Here is a 19,024-nt window from a genome sequence, read left to right on the forward strand (position 1 = left end):
ATTTAAAAAGATCTATAATTGCTACTAAATCTATTTTTAATCTTTAACCAAAGTCTTGATAACTAATGATCCTGATTAACTATCGAAATTTATTATGCATCGACTTTTAAGCGACTTATTTAAGTTGATGAAACAGAAAACTATAAATATAATTGTATTCCTTTATTTGAACACTTCTTGTATTGGCACCGGAATGTCCTGTTTTATCTTTTGCCCATAACAAAATTGGATTTTTTTGAGAAGGCACATTCTGCAATTTGGCTGCAAACTTATAGGAATGAAATGGCGGCACACGGTTATCATCCGTACCTGTTACCAATAATGTAGGCGGATAATTTATCGTGTTGTTAATATTATGATATGGAGAATACGACAATATATTATTAAAATCTGCTAAATTTTTGGTGCTACCAAATTCTTGAATATTAGTTACTGCTGATCCTATAGTGAAGTTTTCAAAACGAATCATATCTAATGCCCCCACATTTATAACGGCACTTCCAAATAAATCTGGTCTTTGAGTTAATGCAGCGCCTGTGATAAGACCACCATGTGAAGCTCCTGTAATTGCTATTTTTTTTGGTGCTGTATAGTTGTTTTCAATTAAATACTCAGCGGCTGATATAAAATCGGCGATTCCGTTTTTCTTATTTAAACGCTGTCCATCAGTAACCCATTTCTTTCCAAAACCCCCACTTCCTCTTATGTGCGTATAAGCAAAAGCTCCACCATTTTCTATAAAATATATAATTCCAGGATTGTAGCTAGGAATATTTGTTTTACCATAGCCACCATAAGTTTTAAGAAGAAATGGCGTTGATTTATCCTGTTTTAAAGAATCCTTATACACAATAAAAATAGGCACTTTTGTACCATCGCTTGAGGTATAATAATCTTGTTTGAATTTATAATTTTTGAAATCGAAATTTACATTGGTTTCACTTACTAATTCATACTTAAAAGTTTCTAAATTTAATCTATACCTAACTTCAGGTATTGTGTAGGATGATAAATAAAAGAAGAATGCTTCATAGTTATTACTATAATACATATCTGTTACCGATAAACCTTTAGGCAATACACATTCGTTTAAGACCTTGCCTTGATAATCAAATTTCACCAAAAAGGAACCATTGAAGCTATGGTATGAAGCCACAATAAAGTCTTCTAAAAACTCATAATTTTGTAATTCATAGTTATCATAACTTGGAGATATTAATTTAAACTTGGTAGGTTCTTCTTTATCAATAGAAATAAGTTGTTGTTTATCATTAATCTCTGTTGTAGCATATAACAATGAATCTGTTGCTTTATAAAAATTAAGATCGTATTTCGTATTTATTAAAAAAGGACTAAATCCAAGTTTTATGTTTTCTCTTAAAGGGTTAAATAAATAATAATTATAAATTTCAGTTTTGGTATTTTCTCTTTTTACCATATAAAAACTTTCATCTTTAGTTCCTACAACTGAAATATCCTCATCATCACTATAAGATTTAAACATGATTTGGTCATCCTCTTGTTTTGTATCAACTTTATGATACATAATTGTTGGCTTTTTGTAGGTAGCGTTAATTGAATCAAAAGGATATTTTTTATAGAAGAACCCATCATTCCACCAGTATATTCCAGAGTTCAATGTGTGTTTTAATACATTAAGGTAATGCCTTTTCTTATCGATTTTCACAACTCTTATTTCATGCCAATCACTACCGTTTCTATTATATTTATAAGCTAGCCATGTATTATTTTTAGAAATTTTATAGTAATCAATGTCAATTTTATCCTTTCTTGAAATTGATGTTGAATTTACTAGCATATAATATCTTGAATGCACACCTTTTTTATAAAATAAAGACGGTGTTGTACTGCCACTAGTTATGAAATAACTAAAAAAATAATCGTCATCTATATTTCGCTTAAGTTTACCGTCGAAGTCACCGAAAGAACTGTACAAATACTTATTCATGTATTCGTCTGTATGGTGTTGCGCCACTTGCCGTTTTAAATATTTCTCTGATATTTTATTCTGACTTTCAATCCAATCAACTACTGATTCGTTTTCTTGTGTTTCTAACCATATATATTCATCAACTATATCAAACCCGTGGTAATTACTCACCACGGGTTTTTCATAAGATATAGGATATTCGATTTGAGCTGACGAATGTTTTACTTGAACAAGCACCAACAAAAGTACAATGATAAACTTCATTAATTATTTATTATATGCTTACGAACCGTTAAATTACAAAACATTATCCATAATTTCCTGAACTACTTCTGGATTTAATAGCGTACTGGTATCGCCTAAATTACTGGTTTCGTTACTTGCAATTTTTCTCAAGATACGACGCATAATTTTACCTGAACGTGTTTTTGGTAATCCGTTGGTAAACTGTATTTTGTCCAGTTTAGCAATAGGCCCAATTTGTTCTGTAATGATTTGATTAATCTCCTTACGAAGATTGTTATGATCACGACTTTCTCCTGTTTCTTTCAAAGTAACATAACCATACAAGGCATTTCCTTTTATATCGTGTGGGAAGCCAACAATAGCACTTTCTGCAACTGCTGGGTGCTCGTTAATAGCATCTTCAATTGGAGCAGTTCCTAAATTGTGACCAGATACGATAATAACATCATCTACTCTACCTGTTATTCTGTAGTAACCTACTTCATCACGCAAGGCTCCATCTCCTGTAAAATACTTGTTTTCGTATGCTGAAAAATAGGTGTCTTTATAACGCTGATGATTGCCCCAGATGGTTCGTGCCATACTAGGCCACGGGAATTTTATACACAATCTACCATCTACTTGATTCCCCTTAATCTCTTGTCCGTGTTCATCCATTAAAGCCGGTTGAACACCAATAAATGGCAAAGTAGCGTAGGTAGGTTTTGTTGGTGTTGCGAAGGCAATAGGCGTTATCATGATGCCTCCTGTTTCGGTTTGCCACCACGTATCTACAATTGGGGATTTTTTCTTTCCTACGTTATCATCATACCAGTGCCACGCTTCTTCGTTAATAGGTTCACCAACAGTACCTAAAACTTTCAATGACGATAAATCGTGTTTTTCTAAATGCTCAACACCTTCTTTAGCCAATGCACGTATTGCTGTGGGTGCGGTATAAAATTGATTGACTTTATGCTTTGCTACAATTTCCCAGAAACGACCGAAATCAGGGTAACTTGGAACACCTTCAAACATTACAGTAGTAGCCCCATTACATAATGGTCCGTAAACGATATAACTATGTCCTGTAATCCAACCAATATCGGCTGTACACCAATACACATCTTGCTCTCTATACTGAAACACATTTTTAAATGTATAAGCGGTATATACCATATAACCGGCAGTACTATGCACCATGCCTTTTGGCTTTCCTGTTGAACCTGAGGTGTAAAGTATAAAAAGAGGGTCTTCTGCATCCATGATTTCTGGTTCGCAATCGTGATGCGCTTCGTCTAATAAAGGTTGTAGCCATTTATCGCGATCTGCTTTCATATTAATTTCTGAATTGATACGTTTGGCAACCAATACGGTATCAACACCAGGGCAATCTTCCAAAGCATCATCAACAATACCTTTTAAATCGATGGTTTTTGAACCTCTATAAGACCCATCACTTGTTATTACCATTTTACAATCACAATCGTTAATTCTAGTTGCTAAAGCCGTTGATGAGAAACCTGCAAAAACTACCGAATGGATAGCACCAATGCGGGCACATGCCAATACAGAAACTGCTAATTCTGGAATCATAGGCAGATAAATACATACACGGTCCCCTTTTCCAACACCATTGTTTTTTAGCACATTCGCAAAGCGACATACCTTTTCGTGAAGTTCTCGGTAGCTAATGTGTTGCGCTTTTTCTTCAGGGCTATTCGGTTCAAAAATAATAGCTGTTTTATCTCCTCTGGTGTATAAATGTCTGTCGATACAGTTCTCGGTAATGTTTAATTTGGCACCTTCAAACCATTTCACTTCTGGCTTGGTAAAATCCCAACTTAATACGTTATCCCATTTTTTACGCCACATGAAATGCTCTTCTGCTATTTCTTCCCAAAAGGTTTCTGGATTTCTGACTGATTTTCTATAGACTTGGTAGTATTCTTCTAAATGCTTTATGTGATAATTACTCATTTTAGTATTTTTTAATTTTTATGTATTCCTATATTGTTAATTTTATAAACAGCTTCAATTTCATTAATAATAGCAACGTCATCAATAGTTGATGGGATGTTATACTGCCGTTCGTCTGCAATATTTCGCAGTAATTTACGAAGAATTTTTCCACTTCGTGTTTTTGGTAATCGGTTAACAATTAAAACATCTTTAAAAGAAGCTACTGCACCAATTTCATTACGAACATCTTTAATAATTTCCTTCTGAATTTGACTATTATCTGAATCAACATTTGATTTAAGCACAATTAAACCGAGAGGTTTTTGCCCTTTAATTTCACAATGCACTCCAAAAACAGCACACTCAGCAACCACTTTGTTTGAAGCCACAATTTCTTCCATTTCGGCAGTTGATAAACGATGACCTGCGACATTAATAATATCGTCAACACGTCCTGTGATAAACACATAGTCATCTTCATCTTTATAGCCGCCATCACCCGAGAAATAATACCCAGGAAAACGCTCTAAATATCCCGATTTAAAACGCTTTGGGTTTCCCCAAAGATTTGATAATGTTCCTGGAGGCAATGGTAATTTCACAGCAACATAACCTTCTACACTTGCTTCTACTTCTTCGCCTGCTTCGTTTAATATCTTGATGTCGTAACCACATACAGGAAAACTTGCAGAGCCTGGTTTTACCTCTTGCAATTCAACGCCTACCATATTTGCTAGCATAGGCCATCCGCTTTCGGTTTGCCACCAATGATCAATTACAGGAACATTAAGTTTTTCGTGGGTCCAGTTTAAGGTTGCTACATCGCAACGTTCGCCCGCTAAAAACTGATATTTCAAGCAAGACATATCGAATCGCTTTATCATGTGCCCTGTTGGGTCTTCTTTTTTAATGGCACGTATGGCTGTTGGTGCCGTGAACATCACTTTAACATTATGCTCACTAATAACACGCCAGAACGTGGATGCATCAGGTGTTCTAATGGGTTTCCCTTCAAATAAAATGGTTGTATTTCGGTTGAGTAATGGGCCATAAACTATATAACTATGTCCTACAACCCAACCCACATCGCTAGCTGCCCAAAAGGTATCGCCTTCATCAACACCATAAACATATTTCATTGAGAATTTTAAGGCTGTCGCATAACCGCCTGTATCTCTTATAATGCCTTTGGGCGTTCCTGTAGTTCCAGAAGTATATAAAATGTATGAAGGGTGAATGGATTCCACTGAAACAGCGTCGACAGATGGTGAGTTTTCAACCAAAGATTTATAATCGATATCGTAGTTTTTCTTAGGAATTTCAACTCCTAATTGTCTATCAAAAACAACCACATGTTCAGGTTTGTTCTCTGCTTTGGTTATAGCTTCATCAACAAATGGTTTGTAAGGAATAATCTTCTCTATTTCAATTCCATTTGATGCCGTAATAATAGCTTTCGGTTTGCAATCGTCAATACGAATAGCCAATTCGTGAGGTGCAAAACCACCAAAAACTACAGAGTGAATCACCCCAATTCTAACACATGCTAACATGGCATAAATGGCTTGCGGAATCATGGGCATATAAATGATACAAGTGTCTCCTCTCTCGAGACCTAAACTTTGTAATCCGCCCGCTAGTTTTGAAACTTCAAAGTGTAATTGATTGAAGCTTATATGCTTTTTTGCATTGGTAACTGGTGAATCGTAAATGATGGCATCTTGCTCGCCAAAACCGTCTTTAATATGTTTGTCAATGCATAAATAACTCAAGTTTAATTGACCGTCTTCAAACCATTGAAAATAATCATGTTTGTCTTTAGACAGGATGATTTTAGGCGATTTAAACCATTCTAATTCTTGGGCTTGTTGGCTCCAGAATTGTTCAGGATGCTTTAAGCTATTTTGATAAAATTCTTGGTAATTCATGACTACTGTTTTTTAGAATTTAGTAGTCCAAACCAATTTGGATTTAGTACTTTGAGTTTTATAAGCACCCAAATAATAAGCACAAAACAAACCCCCATAACTATAGATAGCATAGGACTTGTATAAGTTTCACTTTCGAATTTAAACCTTAAATAAAGGGTAGCAAGAACGTAGATACTAATTAAAATATCTGACGTTAACGGGTTGATGCGAAATTTCATGTCTTTAATCTTTAATTAAACATTGTTTGTTTGCACACAAAACCAATATTTAATAGCAATAAAGACTATCTTTAAGCTAATAGCTCCAATATTTCTGAAACTATTTTTTTTACTGAAAAAGGTTTGGTTAAATATTTATCCGCTCCAAGTTTTAAACCCTTTTCAATATCTGAAGCTTTATTTTTTGCAGTTAAAAAAACCACTTTAGTATCTTTTAAACTGTCCGTATTTTTTATGTGAGTTAAAGTCTGATAACCATCTACATTAGGCATCATAATATCTAACAACACGACATTTGGTGTTTGATGTTTTAATATCTCTAATGCCTCACTTCCATCTCTTGCAATAAACACTTCAAAGTCTTGTTTTTTGAAGGTATATTCTAACGACATTACGATATTTGGTTCGTCGTCTACAATTAAAATTTTCTTCTTCATACTTTCCGATTACAATTTACTTAAAAGGTATCGTAAAAACAAGCATTGCGCCCTTTTTTATGCCTTTTTTTGCCCAAATTTTACCTTGATGTTTCTCAACAATTTGTTTAGTGATTGCTAAACCCAATCCACTACCCTGTGGCTTGATGGTATTTTGGTGTTGCGATTGATAAAATTTATCGAAAATAAAATCATGGTCTTCTTCCGGAATCCCTTTACCATTGTCGGATACAGAGATTTCAACATACTCATTCCCCAACTTATAATCAACAGTAATTTTTCCTTTTTTTGGCTCGCAAAACTTTATGGCGTTGGATAGCAAATTAGTTAACACTTGCAAGATCCTGTCTTCGTCGTAATTTGTTTTAAAAGTATGAACGTTTTTATTGACTATCTGAACTTCCTTTTTAGCAGCAATTTGCGAAATACTACTTATGGCTTTTACTATGGTTTTTTGAATATCGTTATATCCTAAATCTAAATTTAAACGACCTGTTTCAAGTTTTTCAAAATCTAAAATATTGTTTATTAAACGTCCTAACCTATCGGAATCTTGAAGAATATTTTTTAAGAATTGTGCTTTCATTTCTTTTGGCATATCATCCTCTTCATCCATCAATAATTCAGTGGCTGCCCGAATTCCTGTAATTGGTGTTTTTAGCTCATGTGCCACAGTGTCTAAAAATTCATCTTTTTGTTTGTCTTTCGAAATGAGTTCTTGATTAGCATCTTTAAGTTTGGCGGATAATTGGGTTAACTCATTCGACTTTTCTAACAAAACCTTATTACTAACAATATTCTCTTTTGATTCTTCCAAAATCTTCAACACTTCAACTAAACTAATTTGTTCTTCTTTAACCACACTAGCAATTAATATTTTAGCTGAGGCAGAACCAATGCTTCCAGTTAATAGTTTTTCAGAAAAATTAATCAATCGTGCATCTGCTAGCTGTGTATTTGCTGGTAGGTTATACTTTTTAAAGAAAATATTTAAAGCACGAGTGGCTCTTTTTTCACCTAAAAAACGCACCAATACATTTTTTATATCGGCAACATAAGCTTCACCTTTCCATACCAATGCGCTATCTTGGAGTGTAACGAAGTTTCTGCTGTCTACAAACATTTCGGCATAATTACGTTCTCTGTAGTTACCTTTTATAACCAAGGAAATGGTGAGATAAGTAAGAATATTAAGAGACATACTCCAGAAAAAAGCATGGGCCGGCGGACTCAAAAAATCAATACCAAATAAAGCGTAAGGTTTTAATGCTCTAATGCCGTTTAATCCGTATTGAATAAAATCATCATTACCCGTATAAGCTTGCAGCGTAAACGGTAAAACTAAAGTGTATATAACCACACTTAATCCTACAATCATACCAAGTATTGCAGCTTTTGACGAACCACGATTCCAAAATAAACCAATGAAAAACGAAGGACCTAACTGTGAAATGATGACGAATGAAATAAGGCCAATTGAATATAAGGACAACTCTTTTGAAAACGATACGTAAAAGAAATAGGCAGATATAATAATGGTAAAAATGGAAATACGACGAATATTTTTAATGTATTTAGAATTACGCTCTGGTTGATTTTGAATGAATTTATCTAGAAAGCCATAAGGAATAATTAAGTTATTACTCACCATTGTTGATAACGCTAAGGTTGAAACAATTACCATTGAAATTACTGCCGAAAAACCTCCCAAAAAAACAAGTGTTGCCAAAAAGGAATTCCCATATTCTAAAGGCAATAGCAAAGTATAATACTCGGCGTTTTGTGTTCCACCAAATGTAAGCTTTCCTGCCCAGGCAATAAAGATGACGAAAAAATTAAACAGCAATAAATACAAAGGAAACAACCAAATAGCCTTTTTTAAATGCTTTTCTCTACTATTTTCTAGAACTGAAACTTGAAATTGTCGAGGTAATAAAAAGATAGCCATAAAAGATAGCGCAATCATAAAAAACCAATTAAAACCACTTTCAACACTACTTAGTGAAGTTAATTGTTTAAAATTTTCAGTTACAGACATTTTGTTATAAATATCAGTAGTGCCATCAAACAGATAAAAAGTTATATAACCTCCTATAATTAAAAAAAATACCAATTTTAATACCGACTCAAAAGCAACCGATACAATAATACCTTTGTGTTTTTCTGAGGCATCCGTACTTTGTGTTCCAAAGAAAGTTGCAAATATGGCTAACAAGAGAGCAACATAAAATGTAGAATCGTCTATAATCGCAGTTGAAATATAACTCGTTTCATCTGACATGATTTCGAAAGTTTCAGAAACTGCTTTCAGCTGTAAGGATATATACGGAATGGTTCCAAACAAACAAATAAGCGTTACAAAAGCTCCTAGAATCCGACTATTTCCGTAGCGTAACGATATAAAATCTGCGATGGATGATATTTTATGTTGTTTTGAAATTCTAATAATTTTCCTAAGCAGAACAATCCACAGTGGTGCCGCAATTACAGGCCCCAGATAAATAGGTAAAAAGTTAATACCTGTATTGGCCGCAATACCAACACTCCCGTAATAGGTCCAAGCTGTACAATAAACTGCTAAGGATAAGGTGTAAACATAAGGGTTATTTACCCATTTGCTTCGTCGATTTTTTTCAGCAAGAAATGCAATGTAAAATAACACTGCGAGGTAAATTATGATTATTATAATTAATGCATAATTATTCATAATACTTCTTTAGAACGATATAGGAGATTACAATAGACAATAACCAAATGGAAAAGACTGAAAAGTAAAATGTTGGGATGCCAAAAATGGCACCTTCCAAATTAAAAATAAGTACAAAAGGAATATTAAAAATAAGAAACAACGCTATAGATAAGACAACTAGCTTTTGTTCATGGCGCTTTTTCATATAAAATAAATGTTTTTGACTACTGCGATAACTTATTTTGATAAATATAAGAAATCAGCATTACAAAATAGTAATGCTGATTTTCTAACTAACTAATTAAAATTATGTTCTATAACGAACAATCATTTAATGACTAGAAGCTTCACCTGCTCCTGAAGGTATTCTAATGCTCTCTACCATATCTTGTACATCTTGAGGTGGAGCTGCTGTTATTCGAGATACCACTAACGATATCACTATATTGACACACATAGCGATAGTACCGAATCCTTCTGGAGACGTACCAAACCACCAATCTGCGCTTGTGCCACCACCGAACATGTTTAGTTTAAATTTCATCATGTAAAACAACATAAGTATAATACCTACAACCATTCCCCAAATAGCACCTTGACTATTCATGCGTTTATCAAAAATTCCTAAAATAATCGCTGGAAAAAATGATGCTGCGGCTAATCCGAATGCTAAGGCAACTACCGCTGCCACAAACCCTGGCGGATTAATACCGAAGTACCCTGCTATTAAAATTGCCACAAAAATTGAAATTCTTGCTGCAGTTAATTCACCTTTATCCGAAATGTCTGGTTTTAATTGTTTTTTAATTAAATCGTGAGAAATAGATGTCGAAATCACCAGTAATAATCCCGCTGCTGTTGATAAAGCCGCTGCAAGTCCACCTGCTGCAACTAAAGCAATCACCCAATTAGGAAGGTTGGCAATTTCAGGATTTGCCAATACCATGATATCTCTATCTACATACAATTCGTTTTCAGCTGTGTTTGCATTCGAGATTAAACGCTCACCGTATGCTCCTCTAGCATCCGTATAAACTGGTTTTTTACCATCTAAAGCACCACCAGCCACATATTGAATTTTGCCATCTCCATTTTTATCAGCCCAAGCTATTAAACCCGTGTTCTCCCAATTTTTGAACCATTCTGGAATATCAGCATAAGATTTATTACTTACAGTTTCAATTAAATTAGTTCTAGAAAATACTGCAATTGCAGGTGCCGTTGTATATAAAATAGCTATAAATAACAAAGCTAATCCCGCCGATTTACGGGCATCTTTCACTTTAGGCACTGTAAAGAAACGCACAATTACATGTGGTAATCCTGCTGTACCCGTCATTAATGCTAAAGTAATTGCAAAAACATCCCAAGTTGATTTTGTTCCGCTTGTATACTCATTAAATCCTAATTCTGTATGTAACGTATCTAATTTATCTAAAAGAAAAGCACCACCTTCAACTTTGCCACCCATTCCAATTTGAGGAATAATGTTACCTGTCATTTGCATAGAGATGAAAAAAGCAGGCACCATAAAAGCAAAGATTAAAACACAGTATTGTGCTACTTGGGTGTATGTGATACCTTTCATTCCTCCTAAAAGAGCAAACGTCAACACTACTGCCATTCCAATAATTACTCCTAAATTAATATCTACTTGTAGAAATTGTGAAAATACAATACCAACACCTCTCATTTGTCCTGCAACGTATGTGAATGAAACGATTAACGCACAAATTACTGCTACTGTTCTTGCTGTGTTTGAATAGTATCTATCGCCAATAAAATCTGGCACCGTGAACTTTCCAAATTTACGCAAATACGGTGCTAGGAGTAAGGCAAGAAGTACGTATCCACCGGTCCATCCCATGAGGTAAACAGAACCATCATAACCAGCAAAGGAAATGATTCCTGCCATACTAATAAATGACGCAGCACTCATCCAGTCGGCTGCTGTAGCCATACCATTTGCTAAGGGAGAAACGCCCCCACCAGCAACATAAAAATCTTTTGTTGAGCCAGCTCTAGCCCAAATTGCAATTCCGAAATATAAGGCAAAAGTAATCCCTACTAATAACCAAGTCCAAGTTTGTACACTCATAATATTTTGTTTTTAAGTTTAGTTAGGGTTACTCGTCGAAACCGTATTTTTTATCTAATTTGTTCATTAATCGTACGTAAACGAAAATGAGAATTACGAATACATAAATAGATCCTTGTTGCGCAAACCAGAAGCCTAGTTTAAAGCCACCAAGTCTAATTTCATTTAATGCTTCTCTGAATAAAATTCCGCATCCATAAGACACTATAAACCATATAGAAAGCAGTATTATTAAATACTTCAGGTTTTCTTTCCAGTACGCCGTAGCGTGTTTTTGTTTTTCTGACATATTGTTTTTTAGTTAGATTAGTTGATTATAGAAAAATATGTGTTTGAAGTCTAAAAATGTTCGTAGATTCAGCACCTATTGCTCCTTTTGAACCAGTGGTGTATTCCGCCGTAATTTTGGCAAAATGTCCATTAATAAAATAGTTAAGACCTATACCCAATTCGTTACTATTATCCGGCGTAAAATCTAGATTTTGAGAATTGTAAGACAGATAAGGCATAAGCTTAGCTTTTCTAAATAATATCCCTACTTGTCCATATAAAATACTTCCAGAAGACGGCACTAATCCGCCAGAGTTAAATCCGTCGGTATCTCCATACTTGTAATTATAATAAGCTCCTAATGCGTTTATTGCTAAATCATCATTTAAAGGTGCGTCATAAAAAGCATCCATCGCAAAATGTGTTACAGATTCTCTAGTTTCAAGATCGCCAACAGCTAATGCATCAGGATGATGGAAGAAACCAGCACCAATACTAAATACTTTCTTTTTCCCTAAATACGTTCCAACTAGATAGGGAAGTTTATCTGATTCTTTATCAAAAAGGTCGTATTTAAAATATCCAGCAAAATTCCAAAGTCCAGCTCCATCAACGTTGTTCACTTGAAAAGAAGGTGTAGCACCCAACGAACCTATATTCGTTCTTGCATTGTTAGCAGCAACTCTATAACTAAAATTACCCAAAGACCCTTTGGCATAAACTCCTAAATGACGAGCAAATTGGTCGCTTGTTGTGATATTATTCCAAGGAAAGAGTCTCCCATCGGCATTACCAGAACCGGCATTATCCAGCGTCATCATGTTTAAAGTACTTTGGTTAGATAGTCTAGAAATACCATTCCAGTAATGTAAACCAGTACCGACATGTAATTTACCCGGTTCTAATGCAAATTCTGCCCAAGCATCATGTAAAAAAAGTAAACTTCTGTTGTTTGCTGTTTGAGAATTAGGGTTTGCTGTTAGGTTACCAGCACCAAGACTATTAAGTCCGAAATGTGTAAGAATTAAAAATTTAGGAGAAATTTGTGCAAAAGCTAGAACACGAGATCTTCTAATTGAATGTCTCAATCCTTTTTGTTCACTTCCAGCTTGTAACCACATTTGATGCCAAGTAATAAATCGTAAATATTTACTACCATCTTCATTTAGCCTAATTTGCATAGGTTTGTAAGAGTGATCTACTTCCTGTGTTTCTTCCTGACTACTTCCTAAAAAAGGGACCATCAGCATTAATACTAAAAGAAGTAAAAACGATTTTTTTTTCATTGTTTAATGGTTTAGTTAGTAATTAATTGGTTTTGTGTGCACTACTAAACTCTAAAAAACAATTCGTTAACTGAAAAGCACTATATTTTTATGTTAAATTAATATATTAATCTTTAAAACGCTCCCATTTTATGAGCATAAACTTATCCCCTAGCTCGGTAACTACAACGCCAGCACCTTTAACATTTTCAACTTTACTGAAGTAATTCGCTAGTTCTGGAGCATTTAATATTTTATAGGTTGGGTGGTAATTTGAATTATAAGGCCTCTTAATATTATATTTCTTAACCCAATTCATAATACTTACATGCGAAATACCTAAAATGCGTTCTATCTCACGATAAGACAAACCCTCTAAATACAGCTGTAGTGATTTGTTAACGTAATAATCATCAATCTTCTTTCCAATCTTGTTAACAGTAAAAAAGTAGCTGCATTTTTTACATTTATAACGCTGCCTATTATTAACAACACCGCTTTTTATATAATGGTCTGATCCGCAATTAGGACATAAATCAACTTTCATATATACTATTTTAGCATAAATATATCAATTTAGCAACAATTAAACAAAATGAAAGAGATTTAATATAAAAAAATTATTGATTTTCTAGAACTCTTTTAACCTTTTGAAGTAACTTTTAGATTCTTTTACAACTTTTGGCGCCAATATGAGGGTAGCAACCATGGTCGGTATAGCCATTAACGCAAAAACACCATCAATTAAATTGAGCATGACACTAAACGGTGTAGTCGCTGCCAGAATAATACTGAGAATATAAATGTAGTTATAGTAATGTTTTTTATCAGCCCCTACTATAAACGAAAGACATTTAGCGCCATAGTAAGCATAAGAAAATAGCGATGATATACTGAAAATAAACACACAAATCATTAGCATATATTTACCATAAACAGGCATAGTATGATTGAAAGCCGAAGCTGTTAAACTCACCCCATTATCGCTTGTAGTTTCCCAGACTCCAGTAACTAAAATAGCTAAAGCGGTTAAAGTGCAAACAATTAATGTATCAATTGCCGGACCTAACATGGCGACTAAACCTTCACGTACTGGTTCATCGGTTTTTGCAGCCCCATGCGCCATAGGAGCCGTTCCAATTCCCGCTTCGTTAGAAAATGCACCTCTTCTAATTCCTAATAAAATTAACGCCCCTAGAACACCGCCCATAAATGCATTGCCTTCATAATAATTTGCCGAAAATGCATCTGTAAACATCAATATAAAATACTTTGGAACGACACTATAATTCGAAATTAAAATATAAAGCACTAAAACAAAATACAATAGCACCATGGAAGGCACCATTTTAGAAGCGGCATGACTAATTCGATTTAACCCACCTAAAATAATAACCGACGTTAAAGACACCAATACAAAAGCTAAAATGAGATTAGATTTTAAACCTACTTCAACCCCGTTTGGAGTTAAAACTATATCGTTAAATGCCTGCGTTAATTGATTAACGTTTACAACTGGTAAAGCACCAATCATTCCAAATAGACTAAACATGATTGCCAGTGGTTTCCATGACTTTCCTAAGCCTTCGATAATGAAATACATAGGACCACCTTGAATTTCTCCAGCACTATCTTTACCACGATACATCACAGCTAAACTACAGGTAAAAAACTTTGTAGACATCCCCACAATAGCGCTTACCCACATCCAAAACATGGCTCCTGGACCTCCTACAGAAATTGCGACTGCCACTCCTGCAATATTACCCATACCAATGGTTGAGGATAAGGCTGTGGTTAAGGCTTTAAAATGAGAAATTTGCCCAGGATCATTTGGATCGTCATATTTTCCTCTTAAAACTTGAATGGCATGCCCTAAGTATCTAAAAGGCAAAAACTTTGATAAAATTAGCAGATAACATCCACCTCCTATTAATAAAATCACCAACGGTAATCCCCAGGCATAATCAGAAAAAGTCTTTATAATTTGCTCCATAAAAGCTATAAGTATTTTATAAATATATCACTTTACAAACGTTCTACTTTAATTATTTAAAAGTATATTTATCCTTGTAAACCAACTTATGGCTCAATCTAGTCGCTTATATTTTATAGATGCTGTTAGGGCATTTGCTATTTTAATGATGCTCCAAGGTCATTTTATAGACACCTTGTTAGCCCCTGTTTATAAAGACAAGTCTGACATTGCGTTTACCATTTGGTCTTATTTCAGAGGCATTACTGCGCCAACCTTTTTTACTATTTCAGGTTTGGTCTTTACCTATTTATTGCTTCGCGCCTACGCTAAAGGTGATGATAAACCAAGAATAAAAAAAGGCTTATTTAGAGGGGTGCTTTTACTTGCCATTGGATACAGCCTACGTGTTAATATATTTCATTGGTTATCAGGCTATTTTAATTCTTATTTTTTAGTTATTGATGTTTTACAATGCATCGGGTTATCCTTAATATTTTTAGTGGTTTTACATATCATTCTTAAAAAATATAGCTACCTTTTCTCAGTTATATTATTTACAATTGGTTGCATTTGCTTTGTAACCGAGCCACTTTATCGCAACATCAATTTAAATCATATTCCCAATGTAATCGCAAATTACATGACAACGTCCAACGGATCTGTTTTTACAATATTACCTTGGTTTGGATATTCAGCATTTGGGGCATTCATATCTACTGTTTTCTTTAGGCACGTGCATCGTGAACGATTTAAACTCATTACTATTTTTACATTCTTTATTGTTGGAATCTTCTTAATGCTTTACTCGTCTTGGTTTTTAATCGGACTTTACAACATTACCAATATTGAACTTTTTAAAATGAGTGCGAACTACAATTATCTATTTTCCAGATTAGGCAATGTTTTAATACTATTTGGTGTTTTTTACATGGTAGAACAATTTTTAAAACACTCCATTATTGCAAGAATAGGCGAAAAAACTTTATCTATTTATGTGATACATTTTATATTGCTTTATGGAAGTTTTACAGGCTATGGTTTAAAGCGATATTTAAAACAATCATTAGAACCTGAAACTGCCATTTTAGGAGCCCTATTGTTTATGATAGTGGTTTGCTTTATCTCATTTCATTATGCAAAAACCAACCATTTTGTTTATAATTTGATCCGTAAAATGGTAGACAAATTTAAAAACTAACTTATGGCTTATGATGAATTTTTAGCAGACCGAATTAGGCGTCAATTAAAAGATAAACACATTATTTTTTCTGAATTAAAAATGATGGGTGGTTTATGCTTTAAGGTGGACGATAAAATGCTTTGCGGCATCCATATCGATAAAAAATATGGCGATAGTTTGCTTATGGCAAGAATAGGCGAAATGGTTTATCAAGCCGAATTAAAAAAACCAGAATGTTTGCCTATGGATTTAACTGGAAGACCCATGAAAGGCTACATTTTCGTAACACCAGATGGTTTTGAAAACGAACAAGATTTATCATATTGGTTAGATTTGTGTTTAAAATTCAACCCTCTTGCAAAATCAAGCAAAAAGAAAAAATAATTTAGCTTTTAAACTTATATTTGTAGTAAAACACTTGTACCACATCTACACATGTCTCATAAATTTATTTTAACATTCCTATTAGTATTCACATTCGGTTGTATATCAGCCCAAAATGCACCAATTCTTATAAAAGGAAAAGTATTAGAAAGCAACAATAATCTACCTATAGAGTACGCTACAATTTCAATTTTAAATAAAAACTCAAATCAACCCCTAACTGGCACTATTTCTGGTCAAGACGGTACATTTCAACTCAAAACCAACGAAACCAATTTTTTAATAGAAGTCAGCTTTATGGGTTTTAAATCCAAAACGATTTCTGAATTTGAAATTATTAAAAACACTATCGATTTAAATACCATAATTCTATCTGAAGACAGTCAAGCTTTAGATGAAATAGTGGTTCGTGCTGAAAAATCTCAAACCGAATTCAAACTTGATAAACGTGTGTTTAATGTCGGGTTAGATTTGAGTTCTACAGGCGCTAGTTCTTTAGAAGTGCTTAACAGCATCCCTTCGGTAAATGTAAATATTGAAGGTGAAATTAGTTTAAGAGGTAGTCAGGGTGTACAAATTCTCATTAACGGGAAACCATCTGTTTTAGCCAGTGCCGATGGTAACGCACTTGGAAGCATTACTGCAGATATGATTGAACAAGTAGAAGTTATTACCAATCCATCGGCCAAATATGATGCTGAAGGGACTTCTGGAATCATCAACATCATCATTAAAAAGTCTGAAAAACGAGGTATAAATGGTTCGGCAACCTTAAATTTTGGCGTCCCAAATAGCAATAGTTTTGGACTTAGTGTTAATAAAAGAACTGAAAAGTTTAACCTTTTTAGTCAATTAGGTTTTGGTATTCGCACCTTCCCTGACGAGCGTAAATCAATCAATCAAGATTTGATAAATAATACGACCATTAGAAGTATTGGCGAGAGTGAATTTGATGAAAAGTTTGCCAACATATTGATTGGTACCGATTATCATATTAACGATAGAAATGTGATTACACTATCAGGTTCTTACGCCTATGAATTTGAAGACCAATATTCGAATACAAATTTTACTGAAACCGATGCTTCTAATGCAACCACCAACAGCTGGATAAGAGATGAAGTTACAGAAGCAGACAACCCGAAACTTCGATATGAACTACAATACAAGAAGAACTTTAAAAGACATGAAGACCAAAACTTGCTATTTAGTGCTTTAGGCAGTTCTTTTCGTAAAGATCAATTTTCAGATTTTGAAAACACTGTTATTATGGGAGATGACGATGATTTTCAACAAAAAACAAGAACCGATTATAAGTTAGAAGATTATACTTTTAAATTGGATTATACCCACCCGTTTTTAGAGAAATATACCATTGAAACTGGCTCGCAATATGTTATAAATAGTGTTTCTAATGATTTTGCGGTGAGCAATTTAGAAAATGGTATTTGGGTAAATAACCCAGATTTAACTAATGTGTTTGATTTTGATCAAAAAGTACTTGGTATTTATACTACGGCAGCTTACGAAGGTGATATTTGGGGGCTTAAACTCGGACTTAGATTTGAACATACCGATTTAAGCACCTTACTAGAAACCACCAACGAAAGTAACGGTAACAACTACAGTAACCTATTCCCTAGTATACATTCTTCATATAAAATTAGCGATAACTTTTCCATACAAGCTGGGTACTCAAAACGTATTAAAAGACCAGGTTTACGAGAATTAAATCCGTTTTCAAACATCCGAAACAACTTTAATATTTCCACCGGAAACCCCGATTTGCAGCCAGAATACACAGATTCTTATGAAATTACAAGCATCCATAAAATAGGCAAAGCATCCTTAAATTTTAGTTTGTACAACAGATACACTATTGATGTTGTAGATCGTATTTCAACTTTCGAGAATAATGTTAGTACATCAAGGCCAGAAAATGTGGGTACAAATTCCACAACAGGTTTCGAGGCCAACGGAAAATACGCACCAACTGATTGGTTCTCCTTTAATGGTGATTTTAATATTAATTATTTTACTAGAAAAGGTGTATTTGAAGCAACGAATTTCGATTTTAAAGGCAATCAATGGTCGTCCAGTCTAACTACCAAGTTCAAACTACCTTCGCAATTTGATTTAGAAATATCAGGAAATTATAATTCTAAATTTAAAACCTTGCAAAATGATATTTCAGAAAATTATTTTGCAGATTTTGGATTGAGAAAAAAAATACTCAAAGGAAAAGTTATATTAAACCTAAGTATTCGCGACGTTTTTGCAACAAGAATCAATGAAACCATTACATCTCAATCCGATTTCTATTTATTTAATAGCAGGCAACGCGGGCGTTTTGTAACATTTGGTATTAGTTATGGATTTGGTAAAGGGGAGGCTATGCAGTTTTCTGGTCAAAGACGCTGAAAAAAATCTCTATTT

General features: G+C 34.0%; 14 protein-coding genes. 3 read left to right on the forward strand and 11 right to left on the reverse strand.

Features of this window, described 5'->3' with window-relative positions; translation table 11 throughout:
- Positions 1-115: 115 nt before the first annotated feature.
- The 11 genes from BUA46_RS05135 to BUA46_RS05190 form a co-directional block, all read right to left on the reverse strand.
- Entirely contained in the window at positions 116-2,215 is a 2,100-nt protein-coding gene (locus BUA46_RS05135) for a prolyl oligopeptidase family serine peptidase (protein WP_019387227.1), read from the reverse strand.
- A gap of 33 nt (positions 2,216-2,248) precedes the next feature.
- Complete coding sequence (acs, locus tag BUA46_RS05140; RefSeq protein WP_019387228.1) at positions 2,249-4,156, reverse strand: acetate--CoA ligase; 1,908 nt, start codon at positions 4,154-4,156, stop codon at positions 2,249-2,251.
- Positions 4,157-4,167: 11 nt separating this feature from the next.
- The gene (locus BUA46_RS05145; protein ID WP_019387229.1) at positions 4,168-6,066 is read right to left on the reverse strand and encodes an acetate--CoA ligase; all 1,899 of its coding nucleotides are present in this window, start codon (positions 6,064-6,066) and stop codon (positions 4,168-4,170) included.
- A 292-nt stretch (positions 6,067-6,358) separates the two neighbouring features.
- Complete coding sequence (locus BUA46_RS05155; protein ID WP_019387231.1) at positions 6,359-6,724, reverse strand: response regulator transcription factor; 366 nt, start codon at positions 6,722-6,724, stop codon at positions 6,359-6,361.
- 16 nt (positions 6,725-6,740) lie between these two features.
- Positions 6,741-9,431: a sensor histidine kinase gene (locus tag BUA46_RS05160; RefSeq protein ID WP_019387232.1), complete on the reverse strand. Its 2,691-nt coding sequence runs from the start codon at positions 9,429-9,431 to the stop codon at positions 6,741-6,743.
- Positions 9,424-9,618 carry a hypothetical protein gene (locus BUA46_RS05165; RefSeq protein WP_072794731.1) on the reverse strand — a complete coding sequence of 65 codons (195 nt, stop codon included), beginning with the start codon at positions 9,616-9,618 and terminating at the stop codon, positions 9,424-9,426. Before BUA46_RS05165 ends, BUA46_RS05160 begins: the two co-directional genes overlap by 8 nt.
- A 126-nt stretch (positions 9,619-9,744) precedes the next feature.
- Positions 9,745-11,511, reverse strand: a complete 1,767-nt coding sequence (locus tag BUA46_RS05170) for a sodium:solute symporter family protein (RefSeq protein WP_019387233.1) — start codon at positions 11,509-11,511, stop codon at positions 9,745-9,747.
- Between the two features lie 28 nt (positions 11,512-11,539).
- Entirely contained in the window at positions 11,540-11,800 is a 261-nt protein-coding gene (locus BUA46_RS05175) for a DUF4212 domain-containing protein (protein ID WP_019387234.1), read from the reverse strand.
- Positions 11,801-11,825: 25 nt separating this feature from the next.
- Positions 11,826-13,067 (reverse strand): hypothetical protein, encoded by a 1,242-nt coding sequence (locus tag BUA46_RS05180; protein ID WP_026010005.1) that lies wholly within the window; start codon positions 13,065-13,067, stop codon positions 11,826-11,828.
- 106 nt (positions 13,068-13,173) lie between these two features.
- The gene (locus tag BUA46_RS05185) at positions 13,174-13,593 is read right to left on the reverse strand and encodes a transposase-like zinc-binding domain-containing protein (protein ID WP_019387236.1); all 420 of its coding nucleotides are present in this window, start codon (positions 13,591-13,593) and stop codon (positions 13,174-13,176) included.
- Positions 13,594-13,677: 84 nt separating this feature from the next.
- The gene (locus tag BUA46_RS05190; protein WP_019387237.1) at positions 13,678-15,042 is read right to left on the reverse strand and encodes an alanine/glycine:cation symporter family protein; all 1,365 of its coding nucleotides are present in this window, start codon (positions 15,040-15,042) and stop codon (positions 13,678-13,680) included.
- Positions 15,043-15,130: 88 nt separating this feature from the next.
- On the opposite strand from BUA46_RS05190, the gene BUA46_RS05195 reads away from it, so the two are divergent.
- From BUA46_RS05195 to BUA46_RS05205, 3 genes are read left to right on the forward strand one after another with little or no spacing between them, the layout of a single operon-like run.
- Positions 15,131-16,222: a heparan-alpha-glucosaminide N-acetyltransferase domain-containing protein gene (locus BUA46_RS05195; protein ID WP_019387238.1), complete on the forward strand. Its 1,092-nt coding sequence runs from the start codon at positions 15,131-15,133 to the stop codon at positions 16,220-16,222.
- 3 nt (positions 16,223-16,225) lie between these two features.
- The gene (locus BUA46_RS05200; protein WP_019387239.1) at positions 16,226-16,588 is read left to right on the forward strand and encodes a TfoX/Sxy family protein; all 363 of its coding nucleotides are present in this window, start codon (positions 16,226-16,228) and stop codon (positions 16,586-16,588) included.
- A gap of 51 nt (positions 16,589-16,639) precedes the next feature.
- Positions 16,640-19,009, forward strand: a complete 2,370-nt coding sequence (locus BUA46_RS05205; protein ID WP_019387240.1) for a TonB-dependent receptor — start codon at positions 16,640-16,642, stop codon at positions 19,007-19,009.
- Positions 19,010-19,024 lie beyond the last annotated feature (15 nt).

This window comes from Algibacter luteus (assembly GCF_900141715.1).
Lineage (GTDB): Bacteria > Bacteroidota > Bacteroidia > Flavobacteriales > Flavobacteriaceae > Arenitalea > Arenitalea lutea.